Below are 16,261 nucleotides of genomic sequence, written 5' to 3'. Positions count from 1 at the left end.
AAGGACGGCCTTATGGGACCAACTGGTCGCTCCAAAAGTGCAGTTGAAATGGCTAAAACCTGGTTGCCTGAGCCTGAGAGAGGAGTCCAGCAAAAATATAAGGGCAAAAAAAGGCGTTATTCCGGCGGCATCCGTCCATTTGAGAGAAGTAGGTACAATTTATGTCGCTATTTTTTCGAATGACAAGGAAATGACCGCGTTCTGGACCTTTCATAGGAAAATAAGTACCAAAAATGCCGCTAATGGGAATAAACATGCCTGAGTCCGGATAATAAGTACATAAAATGCCGCTAACTTCCTTATCAAAAAGCAAGCACCCGGCCAGGATGACCGGGTACTATGGGGTAAAACAAATATCAGCTTCGCTGCAGGGAGCGATCCAAGTCGGCGATCAGGTCGCCGATATCTTCAAGACCGACGGAATACCGCAGCAGGCCGTCGGTAATCCCGCGCTCGCTGCGCACTTCCTGCGGCATCGAGGCGTGGGACATCATCGCCGGATACGATAGAATGCTCTCGACGGCGCCGAGGCTGACGGCGACGATCGGCAGCTTTACTTCGCTCAGCAGCCGTTTCGCCCGCTCGCCGGAGCCGACGTCAAACGAGACGACCGCGCCGTAACCGGCCGACTGCTTCTCCTGGATCTCCCGGCCGGGGTGATCCGGCAAGCCGGGATAAAAGACGGCGTCGATGTCTCCGCGCTTGCTCAGCCAATCGGCCAGCTTCCGGGCGCTGATTTCGCTGTGGGCCATGCGGGCGCCAAGCGTTTTCATGCCCCGCATGAGCAGCCAGGAATCCGACGCGCCAAGCACGGTGCCCATGCCGTTTTGCAGGAATTTAAGCCGCTTCGCCAATTCCTCGGTGCGGGCCACCGCCAAACCGGCCAGCACGTCGCTGTGGCCGCCCAGGAACTTGGTCGCGCTGTGCAGCACGATATCGGTTCCCAGTTCAATCGGCCGCTGGTAATACGGGGTCATGAACGTGTTGTCGACGATGCTGATCAAATCATGCTCGCGGGCCCAGACGGAAATTTCGGCGATATCGGTGATTTTCAGCGTCGGATTCGACGGCGTTTCCATATATACCGCTTTGGTGTTGGGCTTGAGAGCCGCTTTCACCTCGTCCGGCCGGGTCATGTCGACGAAGGTCGTTTCGATGTTCATCCGGCTTAAAATGTTCGACAGCAGCCGGTATGTACCGCCGTACACATCCTCCGTCACAATGATATGATCGCCGGCGGACAGCAGCATAAACGTCGTGGAGATCGCCGCCATTCCGCTGGAGAAGGCGAAGCCTTGCACGCCGCCCTCCAGCAGCGCGATATAATCCTCCAGCGCCTGCCGCGTCGGGTTGCCCGAGCGGCTGTAATCATGCTGCGGAGGATTAAAAATATCATGATGATGAAACGTCGAAGCCTGATAAATCGGCACGCTGGATGCGCCCGTCGCGCTGTCGACCTCGCTGCCGAAATGGATCAGCTTCGTGTCGAATTTTTTTTCCAAATTCCCGGGTTGAGCCGCCGCTTCGTTATGCTCCTGTTTACTCATGTTTTTGTCCCCCTTCGACTTCGATCCGCGCCGCCTCCAAAGCCTGTCCCAAATCGGCGATCAAATCGTCCTCATGTTCAATGCCTACCGAAAAGCGCAGCAGACGGTCGTCGACGCCCACAGCCTCGCGGATTTCGGCGGGAATGTCGGCATGGGTCTGCACGGCGGGATAGGTCATTAGCGATTCGACACCGCCGAGGCTTTCCGCAAACGCGATCAGCCGCAGGTTGCGAAGCACCGGCTCCACGTAGCGGGCGTCCGTCACTTTAAAGGAGAATATCCCTGTATTTCCGCTGGATTGCTTGTTCTGAATTTCGTATCCCGGATGATCCTCGAGCCCCGGATAAAACACTTCGGCCACCTGCGGATGACTCTGCAGGTATTTGGCGACCGCCAGGGCGTTGCTTTGATGGCGCTCCATGCGCAGGGCCAGCGTCTTCATGCCGCGCATCAGCTGATAGGAATCGGACGGGCTCAGCACCGCGCCGATGGAATTGTGCAGGAACGCCACCTCCTCGGACAGCTCTTTGCCCTTGGTGACGATCAGTCCGGCCAGCACGTCGTTGTGCCCGCCCAAATATTTGGTCGCGCTGTGCACCACGATGTCCGCTCCAAGCTCCAGCGGCCGCTGAAAATACGGCGTAAGCAGCGTATTGTCCACGATCGTCAGCAGGCCGTGCGTACGCGCCCATTTGCCGACGGCCGCGATGTCGGTCACCATCATCAGCGGGTTGGTCGGCGTTTCGATAAACACCGCTTTGGTGTTCGGCTTGCGCACGCTTTCCAGCGCGTCCAGATCGTTCGTGTCCACATACGAAGCCGTCACGCCGTATTTGGACATGATCCGTTCCAACAGACGGTAAGTTCCGCCGTACAGGTCGAGCGATACGATCAGATGATCGCCCTGGGCAAACAGGGTGAATATCGTTTGCAGCGCCGCCATGCCGGAGCTACAGGCAAACCCCGCATCCCCGGCTTCCAAAACGGCCGCCGCGTCTTCCAGCACTTTGCGGGTCGGGCTTTTGGTCCGGGCGTAATCGAAGCCTGTGCTTTGACCGAGCCGCGGATGCCGGAACGCCGTCGCCTGATAAATCGGGTAATTCACCGCCCCGGTCACCGGTTCCTCCACGGAACCGATTTGCGCCAGGACGCTTTCGATACGCCACTCTTGCTTGTTGTTCTCTCCCATCTGTTATCCCTCCACTTCAGATCTCATACATAATTTCCGCCGCTTGATCGATATCATACGGCGTTTCTTGATACACATAGTAGTTCAGCCAATTGGAAAATAATAAGTTTGCATGGGCGCGCCAGGACGAAACCGGCGGACGGGACGGATCGTCTTTCGGGAAATAGTTGACCGGCGGATCGACTTCCATTCCTTTGGCTATGTCCCGTTCATACTCCCACTTGAGCGAATCGGGATCGTATTCCGAATGTCCGGTCACGAAAATCTGTTTGCCGTCCCGGCTGGCCACCAGGTAAATTCCGGCTTCTTCGGATTCGGCCAAAATCTGCAGTTCGGGCACCCGCTCGATGTCGGCGCGTTCCACATCCGTATGACGGGAATGCGGCACCAGGAACATTTCGTCGAAGCCGCGCAGCAGTTTGACGCGCGGATCGTTGACCGTATGGGAGAACACGCCGAAGCATTTTTTCGGCAGCGGGATTTTCCGCACGCCGTAATGATAGTAAAGACCGGCCTGGGAAGCCCAACAAATATGCATGGTGGAAGTGACGTGGGTTTTGCTCCACTCAAAAATTTCTTTGAGCTCTTCCCAGTAATTCACATCTTCAAATTCCAGCTGCTCCACCGGAGCGCCCGTAACGATCATGCCGTCGAACCGGCGGTATCTGATTTCGTCGAACGTCTTGTAAAACATCTCCAAATGCTCGGCCGAAGTATTTTTGGAGGTATGGGAGCTCGGGTGGAGCAGGACGATTTCAACCTGCAGCGGCGTGTTGCCGAGCAGACGCAAAATTTGCGTTTCGGTCGTTTCTTTGGTCGGCATCAGGTTCAGGATCGCGATCCTTAATGGGCGGATGTCTTGATGGTAGGCCCGGCTTTCGTCCATCACGAAAATATTTTCGTGGGTCAGCACTTCTTTGGCCGGCAGATGGTCCGGTACTTTAATCGGCATAGGGGGTTCACTCCTTTAGAAGTTAGTCGGAAATCATATCGATTCGAAAGTCGGCGATAACAAGAAAGACCTCTCTCCGCGGGAGAAAGGTCATTACGTTCCAGTATGCGCCTCTCTCATCTCTCAGAATCCGCCAAGCATCGCTTGAAATCGGTTCTGCAAGAATTAGCACCGCTGCGATCAAAGATCGCCGGTTGCCGGGTTTCATCGGGCTAGTCCCTCCACCTGCTCTTGATAAGATTTCGCTGTATTTAATTGGTGTTCGGAGCTTCGTTCATGAAGCGTTGCTCCTTGAAATCACTTTAATGTAAATGCTGCCTTCCGTCAAGAACTTAGGAGAAAAATCACACCGTTTTTTCATGTACGGCTTTCGTCCCGGTGCATAATATACTTTTGGGTTGAAACATTTCCGATCCCGGCGTTATACTAAACAAGTGCTTAGAGGCTGTTCGGCCTTGAAGCGGACTAAATGTTTCAATTTTGAAAAGTTGCGAGGTGAAACCGAGAATGGAAGGCGACCCGAGTTCGCAGAGGACAACCCGGAAATTACAATCGCATAGGAAATTGATCAGCTGGGTGCTCAAGGACCAAGATGGGCACTTCCGTTTCCCGGTGTTTGGCTAAACGCCTCTTTCGGTGCGGCCGAATGCAGCGGTCTCTTTCCTATGCTCCAACCAAGAGCAAACCCTGGATTCATCCCCAGGGGAAAGGGAGTGAAAGCATATGAAAATCCGTCATGTTAAAGAAGGCGTATTTACCGCTGTAGAGGACGTTGAACTGACAACAACCCCGCCGGAGGAAGGCTTCTATTGGATCGATGCCGACGTGGACGATCTGGCGCTGCTGCAGCCGCTGTTTTCGCTGCATGATTTGGCTGTGGAGGACTGCCTGACCGAGGAAGAGCAACGTCCGAAAATCGAGACCTACGACAACCATTATTTTATTGTTGTGAACAGCATCCGTTATGATGACGAAGAGATTTTTCTGCGGGCGCTGAACATCTTTTTGGGACGGCATTACATCATTACCGTGACCAAGCAGAAAATCAACGAGCTGCGGGCGGTCAAGCCGATTTTATGGGAACAGGAAGTAAGCGAACCCGACCGTTTTCTGTATCTGCTGATCGACCTCGTGGTGGACAATTATTTCATTGTCGGCGACCGGATCGAAGTCAAGATCGAAAAGCTTGAGGAAGACATCCTGATGCATACGAAACGTTCGCACCTGAACGAAATCATCGGGCTGCGAAGCGAAATTTTGTGGCTCAAAAAGGTGCTTGGCCCGCAAAAAGAAGTCATCAATATTTTAAATAAAAAAGATCTGCGGCTGATCGACGACCAACTGCAGAAATATTTCAGCGACATTTATGAAAACGCCGTGAAGATCTCGGAAAACTTCGATACGTTCCGCGAGCTGGTCGGCAACTTGCGCGAGGCCTACCAGTCCGCCATCGCCAACCGGGCCAACGAAATCATGCGCGTGTTTACGGCGATTACGACGATTTTCATTCCGCTGACGCTGATCACCGGCATCTACGGGATGAACTTCGACAACATGCCGGAGATCCATTCGCAATACGGCTATTTTATCGTTTTGGGCATTATGCTCGTGCTTGGTTTGGGCATGTTTTATATTTTCCGGAAGCGGGATTGGATTTAGGGGCAGAGCGGTGAAGAACGGGATTACGAGAAATATTTGGGCCTACGAACGCTGTTGCCGCTAGGATTCTATATAAGTTGAATTAATGATTGCACAGATGGGGCAGACGGGTGAAATGTTCTTACGATCGCTGTTGTTCCCGGATTTCTATGATTGTATAAATTCAAATATTGTAGAAATCCGCTCACAAAGGCGACCAAGCGTATGCTTCCGAAGCAGCTTTCTTCCAGAAAGCTTTGAGTTTCTTCAGAATCATTTCACCTAGGTTCAATATTCTAAAATGTGTACTCCTTAGAATATTGAACCCTCTTGCCTATTCTGTACGCTTCTTTAATTCAACTTATATAGACAATACTGAAGCGGCAAGGCAAGCGCTACCCGCTTCAAATTTTCTCTCCATCCCGTTACACCGCTCTTTTGGTATGAAGGTCAAAGCGCCCACATGGAAGTTAAACCATGTTCGGCGCTTTTTTATATGGAGACAATCACCCCGCGTGGCGGGCGCTTTCGTGGTGGCGGCGGTAACGGAGGCGGATCAGGCGCAGCCGTTCGTAGAGCAAATCGAGATTTGCTCCTTCCGGTGTTTCGGCGCCGTAAACCTTCTGGAGCACCGGCTTAAGAAAAGCGTCCCCCAGTTCCTCGTAAGCCTGCCAAACCGCGATTTGCTCCTCTTCGGGCATCTCCTGCAGCTCGGCATCCACCAGCGAATCGGTATCATACCCTTCCTTTTCCAACAATTCAAGCAGCTCCAGCGCCTCCCTCCGCTCGATGCCGGCCCGGGAACACATGTCGCTTAAGCTTGAACCTGCGGCCAGGGATTCAAGCAACGAACGGCGAACGCTGAATTTTTCCATCTCCGCGCGGAATTTGACCTCCTTTTGCTTATACAGCCAGGACCGGAACGTCTCATCATCGATCTCCCGCTCCACCCAATCCAGCGGAAAATCGCGGGTTCGTTCCGCCTTCTGCGTAATATCCAGCACCTCGGCGCCGAACTCGGCGGCTTTATTCTCGCCTACGCCCGGAAGCTGCAGCAGTTCCTCGGCCGTATGCGGCAAAAATGTGCTGATCATGCGCAGCAGCCGATTGCTCGCGATGAGATAGGGCGCTTTCCGGTCGGCGGCGGCCTTCTTTCTCCGCCATGCGCAAAGCTCGTTGTACATAGGCTCGTTTGCATTCAACTCGCTGTAACAAATCAATTTCTGAGCCGCCATTCCCCGCCCTCTCAGCTGCTCTTTCTCATCCCAGATTCCCTCCATGACGGGGCGAAATCCCTCCCCCAGCTTGACCGCCAGACGATGGCGGTAAACGTGAAGCATTTCCGACCAGGAAGCCCCCTCGTACCATAAATGCTCCTTCTCCCCGTCCGCGGTCAATTCGTTCCAGCCCATCCGCCATTGCCCTTCCTCTTCGCCGATCCAGACCTGGGCCTCGGTCATCAACGCACCGTTTCTTTTCTTCTCCAAACTGTTCAAAAACACGATCCGCATAAGCTTTCTCCTCCTTTAACTTCAGCTACGCAGAGGAATCCGCCTGTTTATGGCAGAACGCAAAAAAGCACCCCTCCTGCGGTCATCGCAAGAGAGGTGCTTCCTCCAGACGTATACTGTTATTCCTAATCATACCATGTTTGGCGAGAGTGTCAATAGATAACGCTGTCAATATAAAATTAATCCTTTTTCCAACAGTCCGGCTTTTCCTGTATAATTAACCAAAAAGAGATGTAACTACACCCATAGGAGGCATAAATGATGAGCCAACCGAACCCGCATAAAGATTTGGACTTTCTCTCCGACAGCACTGAGGATACCTCGACCCGTTTCGTCACATTTATCGGAGGCTCGCTGCGGCGGTTCGATCTCGCCGTCACAACGACGAACCGCTTTTACGGCAAAAAGCTGGTCACGGATTTGCAATCCGGCAAAACCGCCATCTTAGGTACGGATGATTTGGAAGAGGAAGGCTACCTTGAACACGTCTACGGCCTGGACGAAGAAGAAGCCGAAGAAATGCGCACGTTTCTGTATCAGGTGGTTGGCGACGCTTATTTCACGGACTGATGCCACAAAGGTTTCGTCTTTACAAAAGCCAAACGATTCTTAACTCAAACGAATGAACCAATTTCCGGTCAGAACCGCAGCTTCCTGCCGCTTTATAGTCTGGTCCGACCGGAAATGTCCGTTGGAAGTAAATTGCATAAAATTTCAAATTTATGTTACCGAAAATTCACTTTAAACCAAAAAGAAATTCTTCCTTAGCCGCGTATATTTCCATCATCATTAATGCCCCAAGCTGAAACCCGTTTACGAAAGAAGATGTAGCCTGCATCGACTCGGTCTGTCTGTGCAAATCGAGCAGCGCTTCAAGTTGGTTGAAATTATCGGTAGACAGTTTCCCTTTCCACATTCCTTTGGCTTCGGATATCTCTCTTCTTATTCTACGGAACTCGGGATCTCTCGGGACGATCTTCTCTTCCGGGCGAAATTCACCACAATACAATGCTTCCAGCATGCTTTTCATTTTCATCTTCCTTTCGTATGGATGGCAACGCCTTGAAAGAAAGACTTACACATGATAGATTAAATGTGCAGTCTGCCTTTCAGGCAGTTGCGGGGAGGAAGTGGCGATTTCTTTTGGGAGGAGGCGCCGCTTCCTTTTTACTCATGATCATCCAACTTCTCAATCTTACGCTTTACAGTCTCATTTTTCGTAAGCCGTACTTGTAAGGCGGATTTCTTTCGGATTTTCCGAAAAAGGGCGCTCAAGTTTTTTTGCGATATCTCACCTCCATATTTAACTTGAATTTTGTATCGCCTAATGGATACAATTTTATTGTATATCGATTAGGCGATACAGTCAATCATGTTTTCATAACGGACAAGAACGCGTATAATTTATGTGATAAACTCTACTCGGAAGTTGGTGGCATTTTGCCAGTTGTCGTAAAACTCAAAGAGATTCTAGCTGAACGCAATATGTCTCAGCGTGAATTAGCAAGACTAACAGGACTAAGACCAAATACCATAAGCCATCTTTGTTCCAAAGAAGTTGACAGGGTACATCTCAGCACCTTTGATGTGATTTGTAAGACTTTAAACATCAGCTTGAGCGAACTTCTTGTATTGGAAGATGGCTAATCTTAATGGATAGGGATGACTCAGCACTAGCGCCTGCATTAAATCCGACAAGATACAATTTCTCGCCACCACATTCTAACGGTTGCCACAGCCGCTATTTGCTCCAATATCGCCGTTTTCAAATTCTAACGGTTGCCATGGCGCTTATTTAGCTAAAACCCGGCGATTGGGGCTCAGATTAGAGCAGATAACAACGCTCACAACCTTTAAAATTTAGAAAGGGGCTTTTTTGGCAAAATAGCGCCTGATACAACCGTTAGATTTCTGGCGTGAGCTCAAATGCCAGTGATGACTCAGGGGAGCATTATCGCTTCCTACCATTAGTGCGGTATTTAAGCCCACTTTCCCCTACTATCAACCTGCCTTCGTTGAAGTGAGAATAATGAACTCACTGAAGATGCCCAGTATACGTCTGTGATATTTTCATTTATCGAATGTTAGAAAAACCTCGCCTCTGGCGAGGTCCTTTGCCCGCGCAATCCCATACCTTGGACGCGTAGGAGGGTCTAACGTTTCGCTCTAAACCAGTTCATCCAAGACGATTTGAGATAAATAAATTCATCTGTTTACATTTTGCATACCCTTCGATTTCCTCAGATAACGGCTCTGGTGTCCCTTAGCGCCCTGCTTCCTCTTCTCCTCCCTCGGAATTATACTTTCTGATATGTCAAAGAAGCCATCCCGTATGCCGGAATGGCTTACAAGCGTTTCTCTTCGATTCTAACCAATCATTTTCAACAAAGAAGTAAACCGGTATTTTTCAAACAAGTCCGCCGCATCGTCCGGGTTCACCGTCCACAAGCATTCTTCCAGCGAGCATTCGATCGGCACCTCGACATTAATCCGGGCGAGCGTTCTGGACAAGTGGAGGTTGTCCAAATCCGCCTCGATTTTGGCTTTAACGCTCTTCGGCAAATGCTCCAAATTGTCCAAAATCCCATCGATGGATTCGTATTCGGCCAGCAGCTTTAACGCCGTCTTTTCGCCGATCCCCTTCACTCCGGGATAGTTGTCGCTGGTGTCGCCGGTAAGGCCTTTCATCTCGACCACCTGGAACGGCTGAATTCCCTTGTCCTCTTTTAAGAAATCCAAGTCGTACACCGCATAATTGGATCTGCCCTTTTTCATGATTACGACATGAATGCGTTCCGACACCAGCTGAAGCATATCCTGATCGCCGGTAAGAACATAAACATGACCGAACCCGCTTAACCGGTTGGAAACCGTGCCGATGCAGTCATCCGCTTCGTATCCTTCGAGTCCGATATTGGGGATGCCGAGCGCCGCTACAATGTCTTTGACCAAAGAAAACTGCGGCACCAGGTCTTCCGGAGCCTCGGGACGATTCGCTTTATAATCCGCGTGAAGCTCATTTCGGAACGTTTTGCTGCCCATATCCCAACAGCATAGGACGTGCGTAGGGCTAAACGTATTGACCGCGTCGAACAAATATTGCAGGAATCCGTAAATCGCATTGGTCGGGGTACCGTCCGCCAGACGTCTGGCACTGTAGGACTGAGCAAAGTAGGCTCTAAAAAGCAAGGCCATACCGTCAACCACAAGAATTTTATGTTCGCTCATGAAAAATATAAACCGCCTTCCTCAAAAGCATGGAGCTATTTGCCCCATACCTGCTCGTATTGTTCTTCCTTGTACCCGACCGTGACCGTTTTTCCGTCCGTGACGATCGGCCGCTTTATCAGCATGCCGTTCGAAGACAGCAGCGTTATCTGCTCTTCCCTGGACATGCCGGACAGCTTGTCCTTAAGCCCCAATTCTTTATAAACCTCGCCGCTCGTATTAAAAAACTTCTTCAATTCCAAACCGCTCTGTTCCACCAACGCGGACAGCTCGGCCTCGTTTGGCGGACTCTCCTTGATGTGCCGCAAGTCAAGCTCGTGGCCTTTGGACTCCAGCCATTTAATCGCTTTGCGGCATGTGCCGCATGGCGGATATTGATAAACCAATAATTTGCTCATATTGAACTTCCCCTTCCGTTTCGCAAAAGATCGTACAGCGCCTGCATATCCGCAGGCAGCGGCAGCGTGAAATGGAGCGGCTCGCCCGTAAGCGGATGAACAAAGCCCAGTTCCGAGGCGTGCAGCGCCTGCCGGCCGATGGCTTCGTCCCACCAAAGCACGGCCTCCCGCTCCTCTGGTCCGAGCAAGCCCAACCCCGGCATCCGATAAAATTTGTCGCCGATCAGCGGATGGCCGATCGAGGTCATGTGGACGCGGATTTGATGCGTCCGCCCCGTCCCGAGCCGGAGCTCCACCAATGAGCCCGCCTTCCGGCCATCAAGCACCTTGTAATAGGTTTGCGCCGGATAACCGCTCTCCGTGACGATCCGCCGGTGCGGCTCGGCCGGATCGCGGTCGATCGGCCCGTCGATCATCCCCTCCGGCTCCGCCGGCCATCCGTGCACAAGCGCAGTGTATTTCTTCGTCACCTGCCCGGCGATCAACTGCTCGGAGATATGCTGGTGCACGTAGGCATTTTTGGCAATCGCCAGCAGTCCGCTTGTTTCCTGATCCAGCCGGTGCACCGGGCGGAACCGGAATTTTTCGCCTTTTTCCCGCCAGTAATGCACAACACCGTTAGCCAGCGTACCGGTATAATGGCCATGCGTCGGGTGCACGATCACGCCGGCCGCCTTGTTCACCACAAGCAATGCCTTATCTTCATAAACGATGTCAAGAGGCAGCGGCTCCGGCAAAATATCCTCTGACGTTTCTTTTTCCAGTGTGATTGAAACCGTATCGCCGGCTTTGACCGGCACGCTGATGTAAACTCTTTCGCCGTTAAGCTGCACCCCGCGCTCGGTCAGCTTGATTTTGGACAGCAGTTTGCGGGATACGCCCAGCCGGCGCTGCAGCACGCTTTTGATCTGCCAGCCGTCCTCGCGTTCGGTGACATGATAGGTGATCGGATCGTAATATTCGGTCATGACTTGTTGCCGAACACCTTCCTGCCGCGCGCGTATTCGATGTCGGAAACGTGCTGCCGGGCATTGGCGGTGCGGGCCGCCGCGAAGAAATAATCGGACAGCCGGTTTAAGTAGGTTAACACATGCGGATTCACTTCCGTGTGGCGGCTTAAGGTGACCGCGCGTCGTTCCGCCCGGCGGCAGACGGTACGGCAAACATGCAAGGCCGAAGCCAATTCGGTTCCGCCCGGAAGGATGAACCTTTCCAGCGGCGGATTTTCCGCTTCGTACCGGTCGATCCACGTTTCCAGCCGTTCCGCCAGCTGCGCCCCCACTTTATAGCGGCTTTCGGACAGCTTGACATAAGCCAGATCCGAACCGCAGTCGAACAGTTCCTGCTGAATCTCCACCAGTTGTTCCCGCAAATCGGAAAACAGCTCCGGTCCAGCCAAACTCGCCGCTACCCCGACAAAGCTGTTCAGTTCATCGATCGTTCCGTAAGCTTCAATCCGGTCGTCATCTTTGTCCACTCTGCCCCCGATGACCGAGGTTTGCCCTTGGTCTCCGGTACGCGTGTAAATTGGCATTGGTACTCCTCCCACTCGCTTCGAGCCGCATATAGATCTCGAATATAGGTCTCACATATAGATATCGCATATAAGTCTCGCATATAGGTCAGCCGTTCTATCGGAACTTGCCATCTTCCATGATACCACAACAAAAACCGCCAGAGAACGGAGGTTATGCAGAGGCCCATCCATTAAGTGTGGGAACCCTGTCGCCTAAAGCAGCGGCAATTTATGGCTCAATCTAGAATTCGGCGCTAGACAGCCGGCTGCTGGAACGACGAAGACAAGCCGGATGGCCTCCAAAATAGCGCCAATTTGTGTTCTTATGATCCGGAGCCAGCCATGTTCGTCACCCTTAGCGGCATTTTATGTTTTTATTTTTCCATAAATGGTTCAGATTCCCGGTATTTACTGGCGATTCGAGAAAATAAAGACATAAATGTCCTCTATTTCCCTCAGATGGACGCATATCGCCGAAATAACGACATTTCCTGCCCTTATGTCTTTCGCAACAGTTTCCAAGGGCAGCCTGGTTTCCTTCAACGTACATTCTAGGATACCAAACAGCAAAAGAAGGAGATCCCCCGGGATCCCCTTCGAAGCCGCAAGCGGCTAACCATTTTTTACTTTTTTATGGGTTTTCATAAACTCATTGATTTTCAAATCAAGCAAACTGCTGATTTCGATCACGACATCCGAAGTAAAGGACTTCTCCTGTAAAAAGATCTTCTCCATTTTACTGCGCAGCAGATGAATTTCATCTTCTAACGTTACAGCTTGTGGTGAATTCGCCCGATCTTCTTCGTCCATCCACTGATTCGTATCATTGCCTTCGGCGATTATCATGTTATCGAATGGCAGGTTGTATCCACCACTGCGCAAAAGAAATCCCTCCCTGAGAAACTAAAACCTTCTTCCAAAATCGAATTATACCATGTCCTTATGACAATAATCAATTAAAAAATGAAAGAAATGTTAATTAACACCATTTCTGCAGGGATTTTTTTCTAGCCTTGCTTCAGTTTGTGGACAAACTCTCCCATCCGATGCAATGCCTCATTGATTTGGCTGACTCCCGTTGCATAGGAACAGCGAAGAAAACCTTCGCCTCCAGCCCCAAACACATTCCCGGGCACCGCCGCAACCTTGGCTTCGATCAGCAGGCGCTGCGCGAATTCGTCCGACGTCAGCCCCGTCGATTCGATGCTCGGGAAGGCATAAAACGCGCCCTGCGGTTCATGACAACTCAAACCGATGTCCCGCAGCCCTTGAACGATCAATCTGCGCCGCTGGTTGTAGGATTCGATCATCTGGTCTTTTTCCTCAAGTCCGTTTCGGAGGGCTTCCAGGGCCGCGACTTGCCCCATGACAGGAGCGCACATCACTGTGTACTGGTGAATTTTGAGCATGGCGTATATTAAATCCGGATGGCCGCAGGCATATCCCATCCGCCAGCCGGTCATGGCAAACGCCTTGGAAAAACCGTTGACGAGGATCGTCCGGTCCTTCATGCCCGGAATCGATGCGAAGCTGACGTGTTTTTGACCGTACGTCAGTTCCGAGTAGATCTCATCCGAAATAACGATCAGATCGTGCTCCTCCACCACTTTGGCGATCGGAAGCCAATCCTCGTACGTCATAATCCCGCCCGTCGGATTGCTCGGATAGTTCAAAATCAGCACTTTCGACTTCGGCGTGATTTTAGCCTTTAGGTGCTCGGCCTTCAATTTGAAATTGTCGCCCGCGTAGGTTTCGATTTCTACCGGAATCCCTCCCCCGATCGTAACGATCGGCGAATAGGAGATGTAACAAGGAACCGGAACGAGGATCTCGTCCCCCGGTTCGATCAGCGCCCGGAGGGCGAGGTCGATCGCTTCGCTTGCGCCCACCGTAACGATAATTTCATCCTTCGGGTTATACTTGACGTCATAACTGGAATATAAATACTCCGCGATCGCTTCCCTGAGCTCGGGCGTGCCGGCGTTGGACGTATAGCTCGTGTACCCGCGCTCCAGCGAATACACGCAAGCTTCCCGCACATGCCACGGCGTGATAAAATCCGGCTCACCTACGCCTAAAGTAATGATATCCTTGCTCCCGCTGGCCAGGTCGAAAAAACGGCGGATGCCGGAAGGCTGAATCTCCCGGACCCGGGGAGCCAAATATGAAGTCATCGTTGGTCCTGCCTGCTCTGCTTGCTGTGAATTAACGCTCATAACATTACTTCCTTTACGGAGAAATCATCAAACGGCGGTCTTCTTCCGGATCTTCGAAGATGACGCCGTCTTGTTTGTATTTTTTGAGAATAAAATGGGTTTTGGTCGATAACACGGACTCCAGCGTCGACAACTTTTCCGACACGAAGCTGGCCACCTCTTTCAGGTTGCGGCCCTCCACCTCGACCAGCAAATCGTACGCGCCGGACATCAAATAGACGGATTTGACCTGAGGGAACAAATAAACCCGCTCCGCGATCGCTTCAAACCCGCGTCCCCGTTCGGGCGTGATTTGAACTTCAATCAAAGCCGTTACCTTTTCGTCGTCCAGCTTGCTGGAATTGATCACCGTCGCGTATTTGACGATCACATGGTCATCTTCCAGCTCCCTGATCGCTTCCGCCACTTCCTTTACCGGAACCCCGATCAGGGTCGCCAGCAGATTCGCATCACGGCGGGCGTCCTCTTTCAGGAGGTCCAGCACCTTCAGCTTCAATTCGCTTAGTTGTTTCATCCCTCATCCTCCAGCGATGCTTCCGCTTCACCGCATCAATCCAGTGATTCGGAATCTAAATTTAATACTTATATTACATGAAATTTAGGCTCCTGCATAGAAAAACCGTCCATTCTAGGTAAGCTTCCCGGAACTGGACGGTTGCGCATGGAATGGATGTCTTCGTTCCTTTTTCGGCATTAGGCTCTAACGGGCTTGATTGCTTTTTTGCGGCGGCCGCCGGGCTCCGAAGGCGTAGGTGCCTTTTTCAGCTGTTTGCGCAGCGCCAGCCAGCTAAGGATCGGCGTCGCCCCCAAACCGAACATCAACCACGTAATCGTGCTCATACGCGGATATAGCGAATAAATAACGATAAACAATAGCGTTCCGGCCAGGCGCCCCACCGTGATGCTCAGCTCCCGCAGGACGACGAGCTCGACGCGCTGCTCCACGTTTTCCGGGCTATTGCCGATCAAATCGAATACCGAAGAAACGACGGGGATGAGGTACAGGGGCAAAAACAGGGCGGTGCCGATGCCCATAAACATCAACGCGCCATAATTCACCTTCCACAGCAACGGACCGATGACGAGCGTAATCAATACAGCGCCAATCAGCATCCCGTAATAGCGGAATTTCAGCTTCAACCATTTCCCGACCGCCCAATAGCTGACGAGCGATACCAGCGAAGTAACCAACGAAAACTGCCCGATCCGCCATTCGGCCGACGTGCTGATAAAGACGAGCAAATTAGTAATGAAAGTGAACACGCCTTCGCGCAAACCATGGGCCGCCGACGCGGGAGCGGCTTGACGCCATGGGCTGCCGTGCTGCCATTTACGTACCGGAGCGAGCCAGTCGTAAGGACCTCCCCGTTTTCTTTTTTTAAGCCAAAAGCTAAGCAATATGCCAATGCCGTATACAACAAGGGAAATTGTAAAAATAAGCCGATACCCCGCTACGCCGTGCTTGACCGTAATCAGCCAGCCGGAGATCCAGGGTCCAAAAATGCCGATCACCGATCCCAACACTCCAACCCAGCCGTTAAACAAATCCCGTGTCTTCACATCGGTCACTTCGAAATATACGACGTTGAAGGCCAGCCAGAACAAGCCTGATCCGGTGCCGTACAGTAAACCTAACGGCCAGATGTAATCGACCGCGTGTTTCCCCGCCCAGAGCACCAGCAAATAAAACAAGCCGGATACGATGATGCCAAGCCGCAGAAAAATCATTTTGTCGCGCTCCTTGACCCATTTGCCGGCAATCCAAAACGTAAGGCCAAGCGCCAGTTGCTGGGAAAACGTAAACCAACCGATTAGGGGGAGATCCTGCTTCATCTTCCAAATGTACACATTGAGAAATGTCCCCGATAAGGCTCCGGCCAGCACAAACAGTCCGTTGACCGCCAGCAGCAGGATTGATTGGCCGTTCAGGCTTTTGCGGTGTTTACTCATGATTCGTTCCTCCAGCCGTCAAAAAAGTTACTCTTGCAGAGGTTGTCCAAAAAGTCCGTTGCTCTAAACCCGCCTTTTTGAATACGCACTTTGTAAGATGCCCAAAACTGGAGGAA

At 51.7% G+C, this 16,261-nt stretch carries 16 protein-coding genes and 1 riboswitch; of the genes, 3 read left to right on the top strand and 13 right to left on the bottom strand.

Annotated elements, in window-relative coordinates:
* Positions 1-356 precede the first annotated feature (356 nt).
* From NYE69_RS12070 to metA, 3 genes are read right to left on the bottom strand one after another with little or no spacing between them, the layout of a single operon-like run.
* Positions 357-1,547, bottom strand: coding sequence for a trans-sulfuration enzyme family protein (locus NYE69_RS12070; RefSeq protein WP_340926369.1), 1,191 nt, complete (start codon positions 1,545-1,547; stop codon positions 357-359).
* A complete protein-coding gene (locus NYE69_RS12065) occupies positions 1,540-2,736 on the bottom strand; it encodes an aminotransferase class I/II-fold pyridoxal phosphate-dependent enzyme (protein WP_240752498.1) in 1,197 nt (398 codons plus the stop codon). The genes NYE69_RS12070 and NYE69_RS12065 overlap by 8 nt, the downstream gene beginning before the upstream one ends.
* Positions 2,737-2,752: 16 nt before the next feature.
* Entirely contained in the window at positions 2,753-3,688 is a 936-nt protein-coding gene (gene metA / locus NYE69_RS12060) for a homoserine O-acetyltransferase MetA (protein ID WP_240752496.1), read from the bottom strand.
* 113 nt (positions 3,689-3,801) lie between these two features.
* Positions 3,802-3,929, bottom strand: a riboswitch (SAM riboswitch).
* A 482-nt stretch (positions 3,930-4,411) separates the two neighbouring features.
* Here metA and corA point away from each other — a divergent pair.
* Entirely contained in the window at positions 4,412-5,347 is a 936-nt protein-coding gene (gene corA, locus NYE69_RS12055; RefSeq protein ID WP_036624882.1) for a magnesium/cobalt transporter CorA, read from the top strand.
* 485 nt (positions 5,348-5,832) lie between these two features.
* On the opposite strand, the gene NYE69_RS12050 is transcribed toward corA, so the two are convergent.
* Positions 5,833-6,837, bottom strand: coding sequence for an HRDC domain-containing protein (locus NYE69_RS12050; protein ID WP_340926364.1), 1,005 nt, complete (start codon positions 6,835-6,837; stop codon positions 5,833-5,835).
* A 261-nt stretch (positions 6,838-7,098) separates the two neighbouring features.
* Here NYE69_RS12050 and NYE69_RS12045 point away from each other — a divergent pair, with 261 nt between their 5' ends.
* Complete coding sequence (locus NYE69_RS12045) at positions 7,099-7,407, top strand: DUF3055 domain-containing protein (RefSeq protein ID WP_155621206.1); 309 nt, start codon at positions 7,099-7,101, stop codon at positions 7,405-7,407.
* Between the two features lie 166 nt (positions 7,408-7,573).
* Here NYE69_RS12045 and NYE69_RS12040 read toward each other — a convergent pair whose 3' ends face one another.
* Complete coding sequence (locus NYE69_RS12040; RefSeq protein ID WP_155621205.1) at positions 7,574-7,867, bottom strand: DUF6809 family protein; 294 nt, start codon at positions 7,865-7,867, stop codon at positions 7,574-7,576.
* 410 nt (positions 7,868-8,277) lie between these two features.
* Between NYE69_RS12040 and NYE69_RS12035 the strand changes: the two genes are divergently transcribed.
* Entirely contained in the window at positions 8,278-8,484 is a 207-nt protein-coding gene (locus NYE69_RS12035) for a helix-turn-helix domain-containing protein (RefSeq protein WP_082208085.1), read from the top strand.
* 720 nt (positions 8,485-9,204) lie between these two features.
* Here the strand turns inward: NYE69_RS12035 and NYE69_RS12030 are convergent.
* From NYE69_RS12030 to NYE69_RS11995, 8 genes are all read right to left on the bottom strand, one after another.
* Positions 9,205-10,065, bottom strand: coding sequence for a 5'-3' exonuclease (locus tag NYE69_RS12030; RefSeq protein ID WP_155621204.1), 861 nt, complete (start codon positions 10,063-10,065; stop codon positions 9,205-9,207).
* A 35-nt stretch (positions 10,066-10,100) separates the two neighbouring features.
* On the bottom strand, positions 10,101-10,463 hold the full coding sequence (locus NYE69_RS12025) for an arsenate reductase family protein (protein WP_155621203.1): 363 nt from the start codon (positions 10,461-10,463) through the stop codon (positions 10,101-10,103).
* Entirely contained in the window at positions 10,460-11,431 is a 972-nt protein-coding gene (locus tag NYE69_RS12020) for an RluA family pseudouridine synthase (protein ID WP_155621202.1), read from the bottom strand. Before NYE69_RS12020 ends, NYE69_RS12025 begins: the two co-directional genes overlap by 4 nt.
* Entirely contained in the window at positions 11,428-11,997 is a 570-nt protein-coding gene (locus NYE69_RS12015; protein ID WP_155621201.1) for a cob(I)yrinic acid a,c-diamide adenosyltransferase, read from the bottom strand. The genes NYE69_RS12020 and NYE69_RS12015 overlap by 4 nt, the downstream gene beginning before the upstream one ends.
* 594 nt (positions 11,998-12,591) lie before the next feature.
* Entirely contained in the window at positions 12,592-12,789 is a 198-nt protein-coding gene (locus tag NYE69_RS12010; RefSeq protein WP_196427588.1) for an aspartyl-phosphate phosphatase Spo0E family protein, read from the bottom strand.
* A 197-nt stretch (positions 12,790-12,986) separates the two neighbouring features.
* Positions 12,987-14,195 carry an aminotransferase class I/II-fold pyridoxal phosphate-dependent enzyme gene (locus NYE69_RS12005; RefSeq protein ID WP_155621200.1) on the bottom strand — a complete coding sequence of 403 codons (1,209 nt, stop codon included), beginning with the start codon at positions 14,193-14,195 and terminating at the stop codon, positions 12,987-12,989.
* A gap of 13 nt (positions 14,196-14,208) precedes the next feature.
* Positions 14,209-14,709 carry an Lrp/AsnC family transcriptional regulator gene (locus NYE69_RS12000; protein WP_340926358.1) on the bottom strand — a complete coding sequence of 167 codons (501 nt, stop codon included), beginning with the start codon at positions 14,707-14,709 and terminating at the stop codon, positions 14,209-14,211.
* 179 nt (positions 14,710-14,888) lie between these two features.
* The gene (locus NYE69_RS11995; RefSeq protein WP_278739389.1) at positions 14,889-16,145 is read right to left on the bottom strand and encodes an MFS transporter; all 1,257 of its coding nucleotides are present in this window, start codon (positions 16,143-16,145) and stop codon (positions 14,889-14,891) included.
* Positions 16,146-16,261: the final 116 nt, after the last annotated feature.

This window comes from Paenibacillus sp. FSL R5-0527 (genome assembly GCF_038008055.1).
Taxonomy (GTDB): Bacteria; Bacillota; Bacilli; order Paenibacillales; family Paenibacillaceae; genus Fontibacillus; species Fontibacillus macerans.
This window is presented reverse-complemented; position numbering and strand designations above follow the sequence as displayed.